This is a genomic window from Candidatus Fukatsuia endosymbiont of Tuberolachnus salignus, assembly GCF_964030845.1.
Lineage (GTDB): Bacteria > Pseudomonadota > Gammaproteobacteria > Enterobacterales > Enterobacteriaceae > Fukatsuia > Fukatsuia symbiotica.
Window position 1 is genome coordinate 73,400 of the sequence record NZ_OZ034983.1, and the last position, 15,451, is coordinate 88,850.

Annotated in this window: 19 protein-coding genes and 2 pseudogenes; 16 read left to right on the plus strand and 5 right to left on the minus strand. The window is 44.3% G+C overall.

Going from position 1 to position 15,451, the window contains the following annotated elements; all coding sequences use genetic code 11:
- Window positions 1-47: 47 nt before the first annotated feature.
- Window positions 48-993 (minus strand): annotated as a pseudogene (gene dusA, locus AAHH42_RS00370) (tRNA dihydrouridine(20/20a) synthase DusA).
- Between the two features lie 187 nt (window positions 994-1,180).
- On the opposite strand from dusA, the gene AAHH42_RS00375 reads away from it, so the two are divergent.
- Window positions 1,181-2,278, plus strand: coding sequence for a tyrosine-type recombinase/integrase (locus tag AAHH42_RS00375; RefSeq protein ID WP_072550584.1), 1,098 nt, complete (start codon window positions 1,181-1,183; stop codon window positions 2,276-2,278).
- Window positions 2,279-2,544: 266 nt separating this feature from the next.
- On the opposite strand, the gene AAHH42_RS00380 is transcribed toward AAHH42_RS00375, so the two are convergent.
- From AAHH42_RS00380 to AAHH42_RS00395, 4 genes are all read right to left on the minus strand, one after another.
- Window positions 2,545-3,027 (minus strand): IS5 family transposase, encoded by a 483-nt coding sequence (locus AAHH42_RS00380; protein WP_083429617.1) that lies wholly within the window; start codon window positions 3,025-3,027, stop codon window positions 2,545-2,547.
- A 48-nt stretch (window positions 3,028-3,075) separates the two neighbouring features.
- Window positions 3,076-3,291 carry a transposase gene (locus AAHH42_RS00385; protein ID WP_342221468.1) on the minus strand — a complete coding sequence of 72 codons (216 nt, stop codon included), beginning with the start codon at window positions 3,289-3,291 and terminating at the stop codon, window positions 3,076-3,078.
- 215 nt (window positions 3,292-3,506) lie between these two features.
- Window positions 3,507-3,893, minus strand: coding sequence for a conjugal transfer relaxosome DNA-binding protein TraM (traM, locus tag AAHH42_RS00390; RefSeq protein ID WP_342221469.1), 387 nt, complete (start codon window positions 3,891-3,893; stop codon window positions 3,507-3,509).
- A gap of 730 nt (window positions 3,894-4,623) precedes the next feature.
- Window positions 4,624-4,887, minus strand: a complete 264-nt coding sequence (locus AAHH42_RS00395) for a hypothetical protein (RefSeq protein ID WP_119797673.1) — start codon at window positions 4,885-4,887, stop codon at window positions 4,624-4,626.
- On the opposite strand from AAHH42_RS00395, the pseudogene AAHH42_RS14675 reads away from it, so the two are divergent.
- The 15 genes and pseudogenes from AAHH42_RS14675 to traV form a co-directional block, all read left to right on the plus strand.
- A pseudogene (locus AAHH42_RS14675) lies at window positions 4,832-5,065 on the plus strand (IS701 family transposase); the annotation flags it as partial. The gene AAHH42_RS00395 and the pseudogene AAHH42_RS14675 sit on opposite strands and share 56 nt — an antisense overlap.
- A 14-nt stretch (window positions 5,066-5,079) precedes the next feature.
- Entirely contained in the window at window positions 5,080-5,463 is a 384-nt protein-coding gene (locus AAHH42_RS00400; RefSeq protein WP_342221470.1) for an IS630 transposase-related protein, read from the plus strand.
- A 328-nt stretch (window positions 5,464-5,791) separates the two neighbouring features.
- On the plus strand, window positions 5,792-5,956 hold the full coding sequence (locus tag AAHH42_RS14680; protein WP_425286305.1) for a transposase: 165 nt from the start codon (window positions 5,792-5,794) through the stop codon (window positions 5,954-5,956).
- Window positions 5,957-6,385, plus strand: coding sequence for an IS4/Tn5 family transposase DNA-binding protein (locus tag AAHH42_RS00405; protein WP_342221289.1), 429 nt, complete (start codon window positions 5,957-5,959; stop codon window positions 6,383-6,385).
- Window positions 6,327-6,770 carry a hypothetical protein gene (locus tag AAHH42_RS00410; RefSeq protein WP_342221471.1) on the plus strand — a complete coding sequence of 148 codons (444 nt, stop codon included), beginning with the start codon at window positions 6,327-6,329 and terminating at the stop codon, window positions 6,768-6,770. Before AAHH42_RS00405 ends, AAHH42_RS00410 begins: the two co-directional genes overlap by 59 nt.
- Window positions 6,737-7,468 (plus strand): IS4 family transposase, encoded by a 732-nt coding sequence (locus AAHH42_RS00415; RefSeq protein WP_342221472.1) that lies wholly within the window; start codon window positions 6,737-6,739, stop codon window positions 7,466-7,468. The genes AAHH42_RS00410 and AAHH42_RS00415 overlap by 34 nt, the downstream gene beginning before the upstream one ends.
- A gap of 439 nt (window positions 7,469-7,907) precedes the next feature.
- Window positions 7,908-8,612, plus strand: coding sequence for a phage tail protein (locus tag AAHH42_RS00420; RefSeq protein WP_342221473.1), 705 nt, complete (start codon window positions 7,908-7,910; stop codon window positions 8,610-8,612).
- A 33-nt stretch (window positions 8,613-8,645) separates the two neighbouring features.
- Window positions 8,646-10,715 (plus strand): hypothetical protein, encoded by a 2,070-nt coding sequence (locus AAHH42_RS00425; RefSeq protein WP_342221474.1) that lies wholly within the window; start codon window positions 8,646-8,648, stop codon window positions 10,713-10,715.
- Window positions 10,716-11,290: 575 nt separating this feature from the next.
- Complete coding sequence (locus AAHH42_RS00430) at window positions 11,291-11,419, plus strand: hypothetical protein (protein WP_276527815.1); 129 nt, start codon at window positions 11,291-11,293, stop codon at window positions 11,417-11,419.
- Window positions 11,420-11,581: 162 nt separating this feature from the next.
- The gene (locus tag AAHH42_RS00435) at window positions 11,582-11,908 is read left to right on the plus strand and encodes a type IV conjugative transfer system pilin TraA (RefSeq protein WP_205411437.1); all 327 of its coding nucleotides are present in this window, start codon (window positions 11,582-11,584) and stop codon (window positions 11,906-11,908) included.
- 26 nt (window positions 11,909-11,934) lie between these two features.
- Window positions 11,935-12,243 carry a type IV conjugative transfer system protein TraL gene (traL, locus tag AAHH42_RS00440; protein ID WP_119797669.1) on the plus strand — a complete coding sequence of 103 codons (309 nt, stop codon included), beginning with the start codon at window positions 11,935-11,937 and terminating at the stop codon, window positions 12,241-12,243.
- A gap of 18 nt (window positions 12,244-12,261) precedes the next feature.
- Window positions 12,262-12,828 (plus strand): type IV conjugative transfer system protein TraE, encoded by a 567-nt coding sequence (traE, locus tag AAHH42_RS00445; protein ID WP_119797668.1) that lies wholly within the window; start codon window positions 12,262-12,264, stop codon window positions 12,826-12,828.
- Window positions 12,815-13,537 (plus strand): type-F conjugative transfer system secretin TraK, encoded by a 723-nt coding sequence (gene traK / locus AAHH42_RS00450; protein ID WP_342221475.1) that lies wholly within the window; start codon window positions 12,815-12,817, stop codon window positions 13,535-13,537. Before traE ends, traK begins: the two co-directional genes overlap by 14 nt.
- Before the next feature lie 2 nt (window positions 13,538-13,539).
- Window positions 13,540-14,796: an F-type conjugal transfer pilus assembly protein TraB gene (traB, locus tag AAHH42_RS00455; RefSeq protein WP_119963665.1), complete on the plus strand. Its 1,257-nt coding sequence runs from the start codon at window positions 13,540-13,542 to the stop codon at window positions 14,794-14,796.
- A 156-nt stretch (window positions 14,797-14,952) separates the two neighbouring features.
- Window positions 14,953-15,450 carry a type IV conjugative transfer system lipoprotein TraV gene (gene traV / locus AAHH42_RS00460; protein WP_342221476.1) on the plus strand — a complete coding sequence of 166 codons (498 nt, stop codon included), beginning with the start codon at window positions 14,953-14,955 and terminating at the stop codon, window positions 15,448-15,450.
- The last annotated feature ends 1 nt before the right edge of the window (window position 15,451 follow it).

Below are 15,451 nucleotides of genomic sequence, written 5' to 3' on the forward strand. Positions count from 1 at the left end.
CTCATTTGAACTGTCGTTCATGACGATTTCGAATAGGTTTTCAGGATTTAATTAGACTCAAACCTATCCTTCACTAAGGAGAGCGCCTGTTCAACAACCATAATATTCGCACCAGATTTATAAGCATTCTCGCTTAAATGACGTCGCCACTGACGCGCGCCGGGAATACCTTGGAATATCCCGAGAATATGGCGGGTAATATTGCTAAGACGGGTCCCTTGAGACAATTCCTGTTCAATATAGGGATATAACGCTTCTATTGCGCTTACGTTATCGACTATCGGGGGCTGAGAATGAAAAAGTTCAGGATCTACCTGAGTTAAAATAGCAGGGTTTTGATAAACTTCACGCCCCATCATCACACCATCAACATGTTGGAGATGATCGGCAGCTTCCGCCAATGTTTTTACACCCCCATTAATGGCGATGGTTAACGTTGGAAAATCACGTTTAAGTTGATAAACACGGGCATAATCGAGCGGTGGTACTTCGCGGTTTTTTTTCGGGCTTAGCCCTGAAAGCCAAGCCTTACGGGCATGAATGATTAAACTGCGGCACTCACCTTTATCGGCAATTTTTTGCACGAATTCACATAAAAATGCATAACTATCTTGTTGATCAATCCCGATACGTGTTTTCACAGTGACAGGAATGGATACTGCATCGTGCATGGCACTAATACAATCGGCGACTAGATCGGCCTCCGCCATCAAACAAGCGCCAAAACGACCATTTTGTACTCGATCAGAAGGGCAACCAATGTTGAGATTAATTTCATCATAACCTCGTTGCTCCGCCAGTTTGGCACAATACGCTAACGCCAGTGGGTCATGGCCACCTAATTGCAATGGGATGCTCTTGTTCGCTATACGCCAAGTAATCGCCTTTGCCATGAATGATGGCACCAGTGGTAACCATTTCGGTATATAACAACGTTTGTCTGGTCAGCAAGCGATGAAAATAGCGGCAATGACGATCAGTCCAATCCAGCATCGGTGCTACAGAGAAACGGTGAGGGGAGGATTTTACTGGATTTTCAGATAATTCATTGGGTTGGCTTAGATTTTGAGTTTCTCTATTTTGGTGCATTTTGGGCCGTTTTGTCGTATTTTTGTATTCTTGGTACACCATAGGGTACACTATTTAAATGGTGTACCAAGAATACAGGATTAGCAGAAGTATGGCTTACTATAACATAGTAAAACGTCCCCGTGCTGACGGTACTGCAAGATACCGCTGTACTGCAGGCGTAAAAGCAGGTGGCAAACATCTGCACCGCGAAACAAGAACCTTTGGAAAATTAGCCCAAGCCAAAACATGGGGGGTAAAACGAGCAGCCGAACTGGAAGAAAATGGTGTACCCAACAGCAGCGACATCGGGAAAATGACCGTTGGCGAACTGCTAAAACGTTATATTAATGATCCAAATCTTGGTGGCAAAGCAGGCCGTACAAAACGCTATGTACTGGATATGCTGCTGGATTGCGACATAGCCGATGCCTTACTTGCAGACCTTTCCACAAACCACGTTATCGAGCACTGCCGCCACAGAAACGGCGCTGGCGCTGGCCCGTCCACTGTTAACCACGATGTGAGTTATCTCTCCTCTGTGTTAGCTTCTGTTAAACCTGTTTATGGAATTGACTACACAGCTAACCCGGCAACAGAGGCAAGGCCGCTCCTACTGCAAATGGGGTTGATAGGAAAATCTAAACGCCGCAGCCGCCGTCCGGTAAGTGATGAATTAGATAAATTGCTTGTGGGACTGGAAGCCAGAAGCGGTCATATTGCCGCAAAAATTCCGTTTGTCGATATTTTGAATTTCTCAATACTCAGTTGTATGAGGGTCGGTGAGGTGTGCAAAATCAGGTGGGAAGATATTGACGAGAAGCAAAAAGCGGTGCTGGTCAGGGACAGGAAGGATCCTCGTAAAAAATCGGGTAATCACATGCTGGTACCGTTGCTTGGCGACGCATGGACTATCGTGCAACACCAGCCGAAAACCAGTGAGTTAATTTTCCCGTATAATTCTCGTTCTGTCACTGCCGGTTTTCAACGTGTCCGAAATGCCTTGGGTATTAAAGATCTGCGTTACCACGATTTGCGCCGCGAAGGGGCTAGCCGTCTATTTGAGGCCGGATTCAGTATCGAAGAAGTAGCTCAGGTAACAGGTCACCGCTCATTAAACGTTTTATGGCAGGTGTACACCGAATTATATCCAAAATCACTACATGAGAAATTTTATGCTTTGCAGGGAACAAACCGTACTGGCAAATAACCTTGTACCTTGAATTTTGTGTAGCTTGTTATATAACCTTGATATCTGGGCTAGAGCCGGTAATTCAGTGTAATAGCGCATAAACATCGCATTAGTGTGGAAATCCATCATGTATTCATGCAATTGGTTAGAGTGAACTGTGAACTAAGCCGGAATAAAATGGGCCAGGGCGATGCAAAGATGATAGCACGCTACTTATACTTACCTAGCACCTTCAACGCTTTCTCGATAACATCGATTTTTGTTACTAAGACTAGGGTCTGTCCTTAAAGTTTTAGCCACATCAGAATAGATGCAAGTACAAGCCCGGCTTTAAACATAATGGCAGTTTTATCGTATCGGGTGGCAATACGCCTAAATTCCTTTATGCGACCAAAAAAACGCTCAACGGCATTACGTTCTTTATAAATATGTTGGTCATAAATGACTTCATTAATCCGATTTTTTTTCCCGGGGATCACGGGTGTTATTTGTTTTTCTTGTAGAAATTGACGGAAGAGATCACTGTCATAGCCTCTATCTGCCAAAAGATAATCGCAAGCATCACTTCCCATCAACACCTGTGCCTGTCCAATATCAGAGGCTTGTCCAGCCGTAATAACAAATTCCAAAGGCATTCCGAAAGCATCCACTTTTCCATGAATTTTTGAGGAAAATCCACCACAACTTCTCCCTAATCCTTCTTTTTCCTGACCTCCTTTTGCGCCAGCTGCATGCCGATGAGCCCGAATAATGGTTCCAGCAATCATGTCCCATTCGTGATCCCCATCTTTTTTTAAAAAACGCTAAAATGGCGTCTAAATGTCCTTTTTTGCCCAGTTATTGTAACGGTTATACACCGTTTTCCAAGGTCCAAATTCAGGAGGTAAATCACGCCACGGGGCGCCTGTCCTCACGATCCAACACATCGCTTCAAGAAAGTTTCTGTCGTCTTTTCCATGCCTGCCTTTAGCACCAGGTAATAAAAATTTCAACGTTTCCCATATCCTGTCTGTTATCACTTTTCGGGCCATAGCTATCACCTTTTTATGGCGCTTTATTACATATTTTATTCTTTAGGGACAGAGCCTACTTATTCAAATTTATATTTATCAATATTTTATTAATTTGGTCTATATTTTTTATAAAATTAAATTATTACTAGCCAAATTTTAATAGTTAAAATGAAAATTACTTTCATTAATAAATTTATATATTTTATAAAGAAAAAATAGCAATAAGACTCATGTTAAGTATTTTCTCCATCTGTTGGGAATAATTTATTAACAACTTCAGTTGTATCATTACGTATCGTTTTAGCCATTAGTTGGAAATTAAATTTTTCATTTTTTTGTATTTCAGACATAAATGAATTCATACCTAATAACTTCTGACAAATAAAATTTGTTTTTACCATATTCTCTAACATGACTTTGTTCAACTCTGTTTGATTAAAGTTACTTTCCATTTTTCTCTGCTGCAATTCATAGACTTTTAAACCTAACTCTATGAGCATGGAAGTTGTATTAGACGTATTAACTTCATGTTTTTTTGCTCCATCGTTACGTTTATTAAAAACAATCGTGTTTATTTTTTCTAAAATAGTCTTATTGATAAAAACCTGAAGTTTTGGCATGGTTAATCTCGATTAAAATCTAAAAAATAGAGTCTATTATAGATTCTTGCGAACTAATATACCAGAAAAAACAGAATCTAAATATAGTGTGTATTCGAGATTATGATATACACAACTTATTGTTATAAAATAAAAACTCATGTGGATTCTAAATAATGTTTATTTATGAATAAAAAATGAAAATGCATAAACATTCCAAATGTTAATATATTGAAAATTAAAGATAATCAGGCAAGATAACCTCTTGCGAGGGGTGTGGATATTTTTTCGTTAAAGAGGAGGTTCTTATTAATCCTGTTTAAGATTGAATTTTATGTATGACACGAGTTTAAATTTTAAAGAAAAAGTTAAGGAGCTTAGCTGTTTTTATAAAAATACAAATTATGATTTTAGCTGTTTATTAAAAATAATGTTAATACTGAATTCAATATTGACAGATGAAACCTACTAATCATACAAACTCATGTGGGAGATCTGTATTCTATCCTACCCAATTTACAGCGTTGTACAAAGTATTTTCTTAACTTACTCCTTTGGATCTTTTAGCCTAATTTATCAATATGACATAGCGTTTTTATAGTAATTTATTAAGCGTAAATAGCATATGACAAAATCAATTATTTTGGCCGGTAGACGACAATTAAAATGGCCGCCTATTTTTTCACTATGCAATAAAAAACTTGTTGCTTAATAGTAAAATAAGCGGTCTGTTTTGGTAATGAACTGAATTTCAAGCCATTCTGAGATGGAAATTCCAGATGCCAGTGCTGGGAAGGATGAAAGTCTCGTCAATAAAAGGTCGGCGATTACGTAAAGATTGAGTCATACACCCGAGTCGCTTGATTCCTGTGATGGCGTATTCAACGGTCATACGAATACTCGAAATAATCTTGTTTTCTTGTTTCTGTTCAAAAGACAAGGGCGTTTTTAGTGTAGAGCCTGAAGCGGTGGTAATGGATGCCTGGTATTCCAGTTTGAGTAATCTCAAGGCCATTTGTTCCATAACTGGATTTGGATCACCACTCTGAGAAAGAACCGGATTGTCAATTGTAACGTAACATTAGCCTCACTCGATATTCCAGAAGAAGGGCTTTCAGTGTACCTGCGGAGCTATGGCTGGGGTAACCGTCTTCAAGTTTGTGGCCAAACACGGTCGCATTGATTATAGCGTAGGCTGTATAAATTAATGTATAATCTCGAGATGACTTATCCATTAAAATTTCGCCAACATGTATTGGCTATTAAAGAGCAAGAAAAGCTTACATATGCCCAAACGGCCACACGTTTTTGTATTGGGACCGCAAGTCTGATGCGCTGGGCTAAACGAATAGAACCTTGTCTGACACGTGATAAACCCGCCAGTAAAATAGCTCGAGCGGCGTTGATTCTTGATGTGGAAACCTACCCTGACGCGTCTCAATACGAGCGAGCCCAACGTATGGGAGTGAGCGCTAGAGGTATCTGCCATGCGTTAAAACGGTCAGGGTTTAGCGATAAAAAAAACCTTTTATCATCCAAACGCCAACGCCCAATCCCGAGAAGATTTTCAGAGCAATATCCAGGCCTATGAAGCCAGCGAGACCCCTATTATTTACGTTGATGAAAGCGGTTTTGCTCATGACATGCCCCGCCTCTACGGCTATTGAGCTAAAGGTAAGCGGTGTTACGGTCAACATGATTGGCCCGCTAAAGCACGTACCAATGTCATTGGCGCTCAGCTTAACGGAAAATTAACCACCGTTTGTGCCTTTGAATACAATATCAATAGCGATATTTTTCATGCGTGGGTAACCCAAGACTTACTGCCAAAAATCCCTCAAGGTGCTGTTATCGTGATGGATATAGCAGGCGCCATGTAACGTGATCTCTTTTGTTAATAAATATTATTTAATATCAATATGTTATTGCTGATTTTTATAATCAACTTATACGGCCCCTGCTATAATGTGAGCTTTCACAAACGCCAGGATATCCAGTCTACTATACAAAAATCTGGTTTTATTCTGGAATATCTCCCGACGTATTCTCCTGACCTGAACCCTCACTTTTACCCACAACGTTGAATGAAAAATGATTCAGGTGAAATTGGATTATTGGTAGAGTCAATAGTTAAATCAGGAAACAGGCACATGAAAACAGTAACGGGTAATGGGAATGAGTGGATCCGTGAAGAATTTCATCAAATTGATTTCGGAGATAAACGCCTTAAAGAGCGTTTTTTTGAAACAGCGGGCTTCTTATCATCAAAAGCGTCAGGTTCAATTTACCCAAGCTGTCATGGTTCCTGGTCACAGGCCAAAGGAGCTTATCGATTTTTTAGCAATGAGAGAGTGAGCGAGAGCGCGATATTCCGTACACATTGTGTGCAAACACAAAAACGTCTGGAGGGGCATTCACTGGTTTTTTCTCTTCAGGACACATCAGAGTTGAACGTTGACTCACATAAAAAGAGAGGGGTTGGGAAGTCTATCTCAAGCCTATCACAAACATAAAATGGGGTTGATGCTTCATGCAAGTTTGATGGTAACTCAGGAGGGCTTGCCGCTTGGGTTATCCTCGCTTAAATGCGGGTCACGTGTTTCCCGAGAGGAAACCCCTCAGGAAAAACAGCGGCGGCTTTATCAATCGACAATGAAAGAAAAAGAAAGTATTAAGTGGATAGAGACCCTCTACGAGACAGCGGCGCGGATACCCAAAGATACCTGCTTAATCACGCTGGGAGACAGAGAAGCGGATATTTTCGAACTTTTTCGGGTTACAAGCTCACTAAAACCATTTTTTATTATCCGCAACCGGAAAGACAGAAAATTTATCGATGAGATGAAAAGGGGAAAAAAACAACGGTGCAAACCGCCTTGTCAAAGACGCCGATTTTAAAAACCATAGCACTCACCCTGCCCAAAAATCAGCAAAGGGTAGCAAGAACGGCTTATGTGGATATTCGCTCCATTTCAGGCTGGCTCCCCATTAGAAATAGTCTCGTTTATGGGTCTACCAATAAAGACGCTTCACGGCATATCCATGAAAAGGTTCACGTATCTGCCATCAGTGTTAAAGAACAGCCTCCTCCAGAAGGAGTAGCGCCTGTCGAATGGGTATTATTGACCCATTTGACGGCCACTGACGCCTTTGAAGCAGAAGAGAAAGTGAATGGGTATAGACTGAGATGGAAGAGAGAGGAGTTCTTCAACACACTGAAATCAGGATGTTGTGTTGAACAATGTCGTTTAAATACGGCAACCAAACTAACGAAAATGATCACCCTCAAAAGCATTATCGCCTTCAAACTGATGTATATGACCAAAATGGCAGCGTTGTGTCCTGAGGCTACCTGCACCGATGTGTTGTCAAAGGTAGAATGGCAAACGCTGTATTGCAGAATACAGACAACAAGCCGCCTTCCCGAGCATCCCCCCACAGTGCTTCAGGCAATAACATGGCTGGGTCAATTGGGAGGATTTCTTAACCGACGTGCCGAGGGTTTACCGGGAATAATGTCGCTTTGGCGAGGGTATGAGATCCTGCAAGAAACTGTGAGATTGTTCATTATTCTTAATAACAAAAATTGTGGGTAAAAGTGAGATTTGAATCCCATTGAGAAGAAATGGGCTCATGCCAAAGCACGGCGTAGAAAAGAGAGGTGTGATGTCGATCACCTGTTTTCCTTCTTTAATTAAGTCATTTTATAACGCCGCTGCTATATGACGTTATGTTGAAAAAGCCGCTGCGAAAATCGCAGGGCGCAGCGCCTTCTTTAGCATAACGTGCCTTATACGCACCCCCCTCCAGCAGCAGAGCAAGGGGGTACCTGACCCAGGAAGACCTCCCCGCTTGAGTAAAAAGAGAAAAGACGCGTTGAGTAGATAACCGCGCAGGGGACGCGCGGGGACCCTCTTCCTTGGCGCCGTCAAGTCAGAAAACAAATAAAACGCCGGGATGAATAAAAAAAGAGCATGACGTTATGCCCTGCTGGCGCGCTATCACCCCAATATCCATACACCAGAGAAGGTCTCTATGAACTCCCACGACGTTATGCTTTCTTGGACGGCCGAAGGCGACAAACGCTTGCAGGACGCCTGTGCGTCCGGCAGCAAACTGCAACTCACCCACATGGCGTTAGGCAATGCTTCTACGCCCTTATCCATCACAGACCTTAAGCAGGCACAGGAGGTAAGAAATGTCATTTACCAAGCGCCGCTGGAGTGCGTGACGGTGGACAGGGAAAAGAACAGCGTCATCGGCGAGCTGATCCTACCTGAAAATAAAAAAGAGGAAGCCATCCGCGAAATCGGCGTTTTTGAGCTGGATACCTTAGTGGCCGTGGGGTACTCCTCCTCACCTTATAGACCCGTGCGCCAGGAAGGTGGCGCATTGGTCCAAATGGTACGCCTACCGCTCAATACTATCCCGGCGTCTGCCATCGAAACTGTGAGCAACGTGATTAACTTCAGGGAGTCGGATACGAGTTACCTTCATGCTGCAGAAAACTTGAAGGATGTGCTCGACAAAGTTCAGGCTCGCTTGAATCTCGAGTTAGGGACAGCGGCGACTAGAAACGTTGGCACGAATTCCTCTGAATTGATCACCACGGGTGATGCGGATAACCGCTATCTTAAGGGTTCAGAAAATTTGCTCTCGACCAAGGCAGAATTAAGCAAACTCACTAAGTTTTTTAATCTCTTTGTCGGCGATCCAGATGTGTTGACCTACCTTTTGTGATCAGACTTAACGAGTGATCAATTGGAAACCTGGTTGGCGAATGATAGTAATGAAAAAAAGTTCACCCGTCTTTTTACCAGCTCTGTGGCAATACAGATCATAGTCAGCAACAGTTCTACGTTTGGCATATTGGCCAACAGTACGCGCGCGATAGAGGCGGTAGTAAAGAGCGAGGGTATAACGGCTCTGGTTACGGCTATGGCTGTGGCGGTGAATTCATCAACTGTGATGGATGGTGTAGCAAGTTCCTTAACAGCAATGACAGCCGTAGCGGCTTCTCAAATTGCCATGAATACTGTAGCAACCTCCTCACCAGCCAAAGAAGTCTTACGAAATTCCTCTATAGCCATGGCAGCAATAGGGGCGAACTCAATGGCTACTGCCAAATTAGCTACTGGCTTAGCGAGCGGACTTAACCCACAAAGCTATGCGGATATGACAGCCGTAGCTGCTTCTCAAATTGCCATGAATGCGGTAGCAACCTCCTCACCAGCCAAAGAAGTCTTACGAAATTCCTCTACCGCTATGGCAGCAATAGGGGCGAACTCAATGGCTATTGCTAAACTCGCTACGGGCTTAGCGAGTGGACTTAGCCCAGAAAGCTATGCCGATATGACAGCTGTAGCCGCTTCTCAAACCGCCATGGAGGCTGTAGCAACCTCCTCACCAGCCAAAGAAGTCTTACGAAATTCCTCTATAGCCATGGCAGCAATAGGGGCGAACTCAATGGCTACTGCCAAATTAGCTACAGGCTTAGCGAGTGGACTTAGCCCAGAAAGCTATGCCGATATGACAGCTGTAGCCGCTTCTCAAACCGCCATGGAGGCTGTAGCAACCTCCTCACCAGCCAAAGAAGTCTTACGAAATTCCTCTATAGCCATGGCAGCAATAGGGGAGAACTCAATGGCTACTGCTAAACTCGCTACAGGCTTAGCGAGTGGACTTAACCCACAAAGCTATGCCGATATGACAGCTGTAGCCGCTTCTCAAATTGCCATGAATGCGGTAGCAACCTCCTCACCAGCCAAAGAAGTCTTACGAAATTCCTCTATAGCCATGGCAGCAATAGGGGCGAACTCAATGGCTATTGCTAAACTCGCTACAGGCTTAGCGAGTGGACTTAGCCCAGAAAGCTATGCCGATATGACAACTGTAGCCGCTTCTCAAACCGCCATGGAGGCTGTAGCCGCTTCCTCAACAGCTAGAGAAGTCTTACGAAATTCCTCTACCGCTATGGCAGCAATAGGGGCGAACTCAATGGCTATTGCTAAACTCGCTACAGGCTTAGCGAGTGGACTTAGCCCAGAAAGCTATGCCGATATGACAGCTGTAGCCGCTTCACAAACGGCCATGGAGGCTGTAGCCGTTTCTCAAATTGCCATGAATGCGGTAGCCGCTTCACAAACGGCCATGGAGGCTGTAGCCGTTTCTCAAATTGCCATGAATGCTGTAGTCGCTTCACAAACGGCCATGGAGGCTGTAGCCGCTTCACAAACGGCCATGAATGCGGTAGCAACCTCCTCACCAGCCAAAGAAGTCTTACGAAATTCCTCTATAGCCATGGCAGCAATAGGGGCGAACTCAATGGCTATTGCTAAACTCGCTACGGGCTTAGCGAGTGGACTTAGCCCAGAAAGCTATGCGGATATGACAGCCGTAGCCGCTTCTCAAACCGCCATGAATGCCTTAGTTGCTAGTGCAGTGGCGTTGAATGCGATTGTTAAGTCGGAGTTAGCATGCAAAGCACTTGAAACTAAACTCCAGAGCTACCGAGCAGCGGTGTGCAGTGTTTTGAATGCTGCGTCCTCTAGCTTATTTACTACGCAGTCAAGAGTCCTGGTAGGGGATGGTCAAGTCACGAAGGAGCATGGCGTAAACACTGCAACTATCTATATTCCAACAGCTTGTTATGATGATACTCATGCCGGTGATACCGATTTTAGTGTGCATTCACTTCTTTCAGATAATAAGCTTGTTTACATCCCTAGACATCCATCAGGAGAAGTCATGGTTTCACAGGGCATTGCTTTACGAGGAGTGCGAGTAAAAGGGGAGGGTAATACGATTGGCCATGTATTTTTTGATGTTTTCACCGCAGCTTAGTAGAGAAAAATTAGGTTGGTGCCAATTTGGTACTTTTGATTGATCCGGTGGGTTTTGACTCGCTTTTTTCTCATTCAATAGAGCGCCAAAGGTGCTCCGTGCTGTACTACGGAGGTAGTCTCAACCCGTTTACTGGCTTTTCCGCCTCTTCGTCTGTTTTTTGGGGATACATCTACAATTATTCTCCTTTTCTGTTTTGAGGAAAATAGAAAGAGATAATGAGTGTGACCAGAGGGAGTGCACCGATCTTAATCAAATCTACTAACGACTCAATCAGTTTATTATCGGGCATCCATGCTGCTAATAGGACAAGGGTAAGACAGAACACGGCAATGCTAGTTAGCACTTGCTTGGCGAACAATAAGCGATCGGTTTCGGCTCAGCTAAGTTGATAATTGCTGCTGTCGGCGATCTCAGTAATATCTATCTGCTGATCGTGAGTCTTTTGTTCAAGATCAAAGCGATAGTAAAATAAGCGTCCTGTTTTGGTAATAAACACGAGTTTCGCACTGTAATCAATGATGGTAAAAAGAGAGTATGAAAAAAGATAAGAATGGTAAATGAGATGTCAGACTATGCCTGTACGAAAGACCTGGACACCCCGTGTTATAACACCGACTCACAAATATAAAAAGGCGACACAAGAACAGCTGGCTATTCCTAACGTGTTAGCGCGTCAGTTTACTGTTGCTGCCCCTAATTAGGTTTGGTACGGCGACGTTACCTACATATGATTTTTACATTACTCATTATATCCATACTATGGAAAATGAATTTATATTATTTTTTTAAGAAAAAAGTGAGGAGTGAAATTTAAGTTTAATATCAATGACTTTTATAAAATTCTAATATCAATGGAGTAGATTATGATGCTGTCTATTAAGGCTGCTGGCATTGCTGTATCTAAAAAATTTAATTACAAAAATAGCGCTCATTGGGTAGGGTTAATGCTTACTTCTATCATAGCACTGTTGGGGATTATCGGTGTCTCTCAAGCGGTTGATTTAATGGCAGGAGGAAAAGTGACGGTTACGGATACGTTTGGTGCTAGCTCTGCCATCGCTAAGTGGATAATCTTGGCAGAAGTGATTGTCGGCATTATTACCTTTATCAAAACCAAAAATGTGTTCATGTTGTTTGGTATTGCTGTTGTGATTGTCTTTACCACGATTGGATTTAGTTTGACTGTTTGATTATCTGATTAAATAAGAGGGCGATCATGACGACCGAAGAGGATCTGCAAAAGTACCGTTTCCCGAAAACGCTCAGTGAACCACGTCGGCTATTTGGTTTGCCCTATGATGAAGCCCTACCGTCGTTACCGGTTTTTTTATGGGGCATTATGGTTCATCACGCTTTATTTGGGATGGGGATGGCATTGGTAATTTGTTTGGGTATTCGCACCGCAAAACGCGGCAAAGGGAGTATGTGGCTGTACAACTTGCTTTACTGGTATTTCCCTGGCTTTCTGTTTCGCCCTGTTTTTAAAGTGATCCCCGATTCAAGTTTTCGGCAATGGATAAAGTAACGGATTTAGGAAAATATTGTGGAGTTAACAGCACGTCATTCCTCTAATAAAATCATCGCTGTTACCTTGTTGGTTATTTTTTTAATGCTGATTTTGAGTTTACTATCAACCATTTTACTGGCGGTAGATAATCATGCTCTCAGGCGCCATCAGGAAAAAATAGTCATCCCCATGGCGTTTAATGCGCCTTTTGCTCTTTCAGAAGCGCTGGCCAGTCCGGCTTATTTACAGATGATGGCGCTGTCATTCATTGCATTGCGCCTCAATGTGTCACCCGAAACCGTCGATGCCCAGCATCAGTTTTTGCTTTCATTTGCCAAACCCGGCGCCCAAGCTGATTTCAAAATAACGCTGGCTGAGGAATCCCGAAGAATTAGACAAAATGAAGTCAGTTCAGCGTTCTATCAGACCCGTATTCGTGTTTTTCCTACGGAAAGCATTGTTGAGATCCACGGGGTATTAAAAACCTGGATCGGTAACGGTAAGCCCACTTGTGAGCAAAAAAATTATCACCTCAAACTGGATTATGCCGATGGCATGACGCGCATTGTTGCCTTCTTGGAGAAAACCGATGCGAAAAAATAACCTTTTGTTCGTTGTTATCATTGCCATCGGCCTGTGTTTTTTTACGACTGCAAAGGCGGTTACTGCATTGCAGGCAGTGGCTTTACCTGCTGATGGCCAGTTTCAGTTAGCGATTAGCAATAACAATCCTAACTTGATAGGTGTTTTGGGTGATCGTATTGTAGCGATAAACAGTGCTGCCGGTATGTTGACCGATAAGCGTAATACTGTCGATGGGGCGGTATTGTTTTCTTCTCTCAGTGAAAAGCCCTTTACATTGTATATCGAGACAGAGCACGAACAGGTTTTTTCTGTCCAGGCGACACCGAGTCAAGGGGCAGGGCGGCGTTATCGCTTGTTAGGTGAGCAACCCGTGGGTCGGCCTGCGGCGAAAGCCTGGGAAACCGCGCAACCCTATGGATCGTTATTGGTGGAACTGAATAAAGCGGCATTGCGGGGAAATATGCCGGAGCGTTATGCTCAGGCTGATTTGACGCAAGCTCGCGCATTGGCACCACTGGGTTTAACCATGACAGCAGAGCAAGCCTGGGTGGGCGATGCATTGCGTGTCATCCGTTATCAGGTGCGCAATCCTAACACCTATTCGATTCACTTAACCGAGCAGGATTTTTGGCGACCCGGCATTCGTGCCGTGATGTTTACTCAACCGGTCAATCGCTTGTTGCCAGGTGCTGCATTCTCCCTTTATATCACGACAGACAGGGAGTGATTATGACAAATATTAATGCAGGGGTGAAACGTAAACAGATAACCCTGTTTATCACCGTGGTACTGGGTTTGTCAGCTGTGGCGGGAGTAGGCTGGTATGCCTCTCGGGTATCGATGAAAAATGAGGCTCAACTGTCTTTGATTAAAGCGCCTGCGCCTGATATGACGGGGGTCATCAATGCGACCTTTGATGACAAAGTGCAACAAAATGCCATCATCGAATCTCAAGCTGCCACGCAGGCAATACGCCAAGAGATGGCGGCGATGCGCCAGCAGATGGATAGCTTATCAAGCCACCGTGAACGCGATCAAAAACGCATCAGCGATCTGGCGCATGAAAATGATCTTTTACAGCGTCAGTTAACGGCATTGGACAATGCGCCGCCTGATGAGCCTCTGCCCTCTACTGCGTTCAATCAACAAGGCGTCTCATCTCCTAGCGCGTTCTATCCTGGCATGGGCTCTGCTCCGCAAGGGCAAATAACGTATGCGCCCATGCCCACGATGCCCAATCCAGGCACGGTAGAAACCACCCGTTTTTCTTATGCTGAGTCGGTGATGAAACCCAAACTCCCCTATATCCCGTCAGGGAGTTTTGCGCGATCGCTGGTGATTGAGGGCGCCGATACTAATGCTGCGGTGACTGGTCCACAAAATACGGCACCGATGCAATTTCGTTTGATCGGAAAAGTACAACTGCCAAATGACCGTGAAGTAGATTTGACCGGCTGTTTTGTTAACGCCGAAGCCTACGGTGATGTTTCTAGTGAGCGAGCAGAAGTGCGTACGCGCAGCCTGAGTTGCCATCTTGGTGATGACGTCATCGACCAGAAAATTGCAGGTCATGTGAGCTTTATGGGCAAAAACGGCATTAAGGGTAATGTGGTGATGCGTAATGGCAAGATCCTAGGTTGGGCGTTTGGCGCCGGCTTTGTGGATGGGATTGGCAAGGGGATTGAAAAGGCGGCTTCACCCCAGGTTAAATCAGGGGACATCGCCACATTGAGTGCGCGTGATATCGTGCAATCGGGGATGGGCGGGGGGGCGAGTCAGGCCGCCAAAACACTGAGTGATTACTACATCAAACGTGCCGAGCAGTATCACGCCGTGATCCCTATTGGTGCAGGCAATGAAGTGACCGTGGTCTTTCAGGAAGGGTTTCAGCTGGAAACCCAAGAAGAAGTTCGACTGAAAAAGACCAATAAAATACCGCCACCGCCTCATGATGCACTCGGCACACCTATAGCAGGGGCGACATAACATGATGGCGTTTATTTATAAAAACAGTTTTATATCAATATATTAATGTGAATTACTACAATCAATTTATATAGCCCCTGCTATAACATGATTAACTCACTAAATACATTAAAAGTGGGCGATTTAATCCCGCCGGCAGGGCAATAAGGAGCACGCATGAAGCATTTTTTTTTACTCGCTGTGGGGGGCAGTATTTTGCTACTGACAGGCTGTGCGGGGGTCAGTGGTGATTTTGAGTGTGATGCCACCACGCGCGATCGTTGTATGACGATGGAGCAAGCCAATCAAAAAGCACGTCAGCAGGAAAAAACCAGCAAGGGAAAACAAGCGGTGGCCAGCCTGCCTGGCCTGGTTAACCTGTCACCATCGGCTTCTGATGCGGCACCTGCTGTATTACCATCGCGTCAACAAACGGAGATGTTAACCGCTACGGTATTACCTCCAATGACAGCCTCCCCCCTTTTAGCCGCACCACAGTGTCCAGCACATCGCTGTCATCTCAAGAAAAAAATGCGTGCCCAACGTACCACAGAGAAGATAGCGCACCTCTGGATTGCCCCGTGGATCGACGCAGAGGGAGCATTGCACCAACCGGGCAAGATTTCGTTTGTCGTCGGCTCTGCTCACTGGCAGTTACCACAGGCCATGGATTAAA

What these genes read in the sequence shown, in the direction of transcription:
- AAHH42_RS14680 (WP_425286305.1), top strand. Translation starts at nt 5,792, where the DNA reads ATGTTATTGCTGATTTTTATAATCAACTTATACGGCCCCTGCTATAAT.
- AAHH42_RS00400 (WP_342221470.1), top strand. Translation starts at nt 5,080, where the DNA reads ATGTATAATCTCGAGATGACTTATCCATTAAAATTTCGCCAACATGTA.
- AAHH42_RS00395 (WP_119797673.1), bottom strand. Translation starts at nt 4,887, where the DNA reads ATGGCCTTGAGATTACTCAAACTGGAATACCAGGCATCCATTACCACC.
- traL (WP_119797669.1), top strand. Translation starts at nt 11,935, where the DNA reads ATGACGACCGAAGAGGATCTGCAAAAGTACCGTTTCCCGAAAACGCTC.
- AAHH42_RS00375 (WP_072550584.1), top strand. Translation starts at nt 1,181, where the DNA reads ATGGCTTACTATAACATAGTAAAACGTCCCCGTGCTGACGGTACTGCA.
- AAHH42_RS00435 (WP_205411437.1), top strand. Translation starts at nt 11,582, where the DNA reads ATGATGCTGTCTATTAAGGCTGCTGGCATTGCTGTATCTAAAAAATTT.
- AAHH42_RS00405 (WP_342221289.1), top strand. Translation starts at nt 5,957, where the DNA reads ATGAAAAATGATTCAGGTGAAATTGGATTATTGGTAGAGTCAATAGTT.
- AAHH42_RS00420 (WP_342221473.1), top strand. Translation starts at nt 7,908, where the DNA reads ATGAACTCCCACGACGTTATGCTTTCTTGGACGGCCGAAGGCGACAAA.
- traM (WP_342221469.1), bottom strand. Translation starts at nt 3,893, where the DNA reads ATGCCAAAACTTCAGGTTTTTATCAATAAGACTATTTTAGAAAAAATA.
- AAHH42_RS00430 (WP_276527815.1), top strand. Translation starts at nt 11,291, where the DNA reads ATGCCTGTACGAAAGACCTGGACACCCCGTGTTATAACACCGACTCAC.
- AAHH42_RS00380 (WP_083429617.1), bottom strand. Translation starts at nt 3,027, where the DNA reads ATGATTGCTGGAACCATTATTCGGGCTCATCGGCATGCAGCTGGCGCA.
- traK (WP_342221475.1), top strand. Translation starts at nt 12,815, where the DNA reads ATGCGAAAAAATAACCTTTTGTTCGTTGTTATCATTGCCATCGGCCTG.
- AAHH42_RS00385 (WP_342221468.1), bottom strand. Translation starts at nt 3,291, where the DNA reads ATGGCCCGAAAAGTGATAACAGACAGGATATGGGAAACGTTGAAATTT.
- traV (WP_342221476.1), top strand. Translation starts at nt 14,953, where the DNA reads ATGAAGCATTTTTTTTTACTCGCTGTGGGGGGCAGTATTTTGCTACTG.
- traB (WP_119963665.1), top strand. Translation starts at nt 13,540, where the DNA reads ATGACAAATATTAATGCAGGGGTGAAACGTAAACAGATAACCCTGTTT.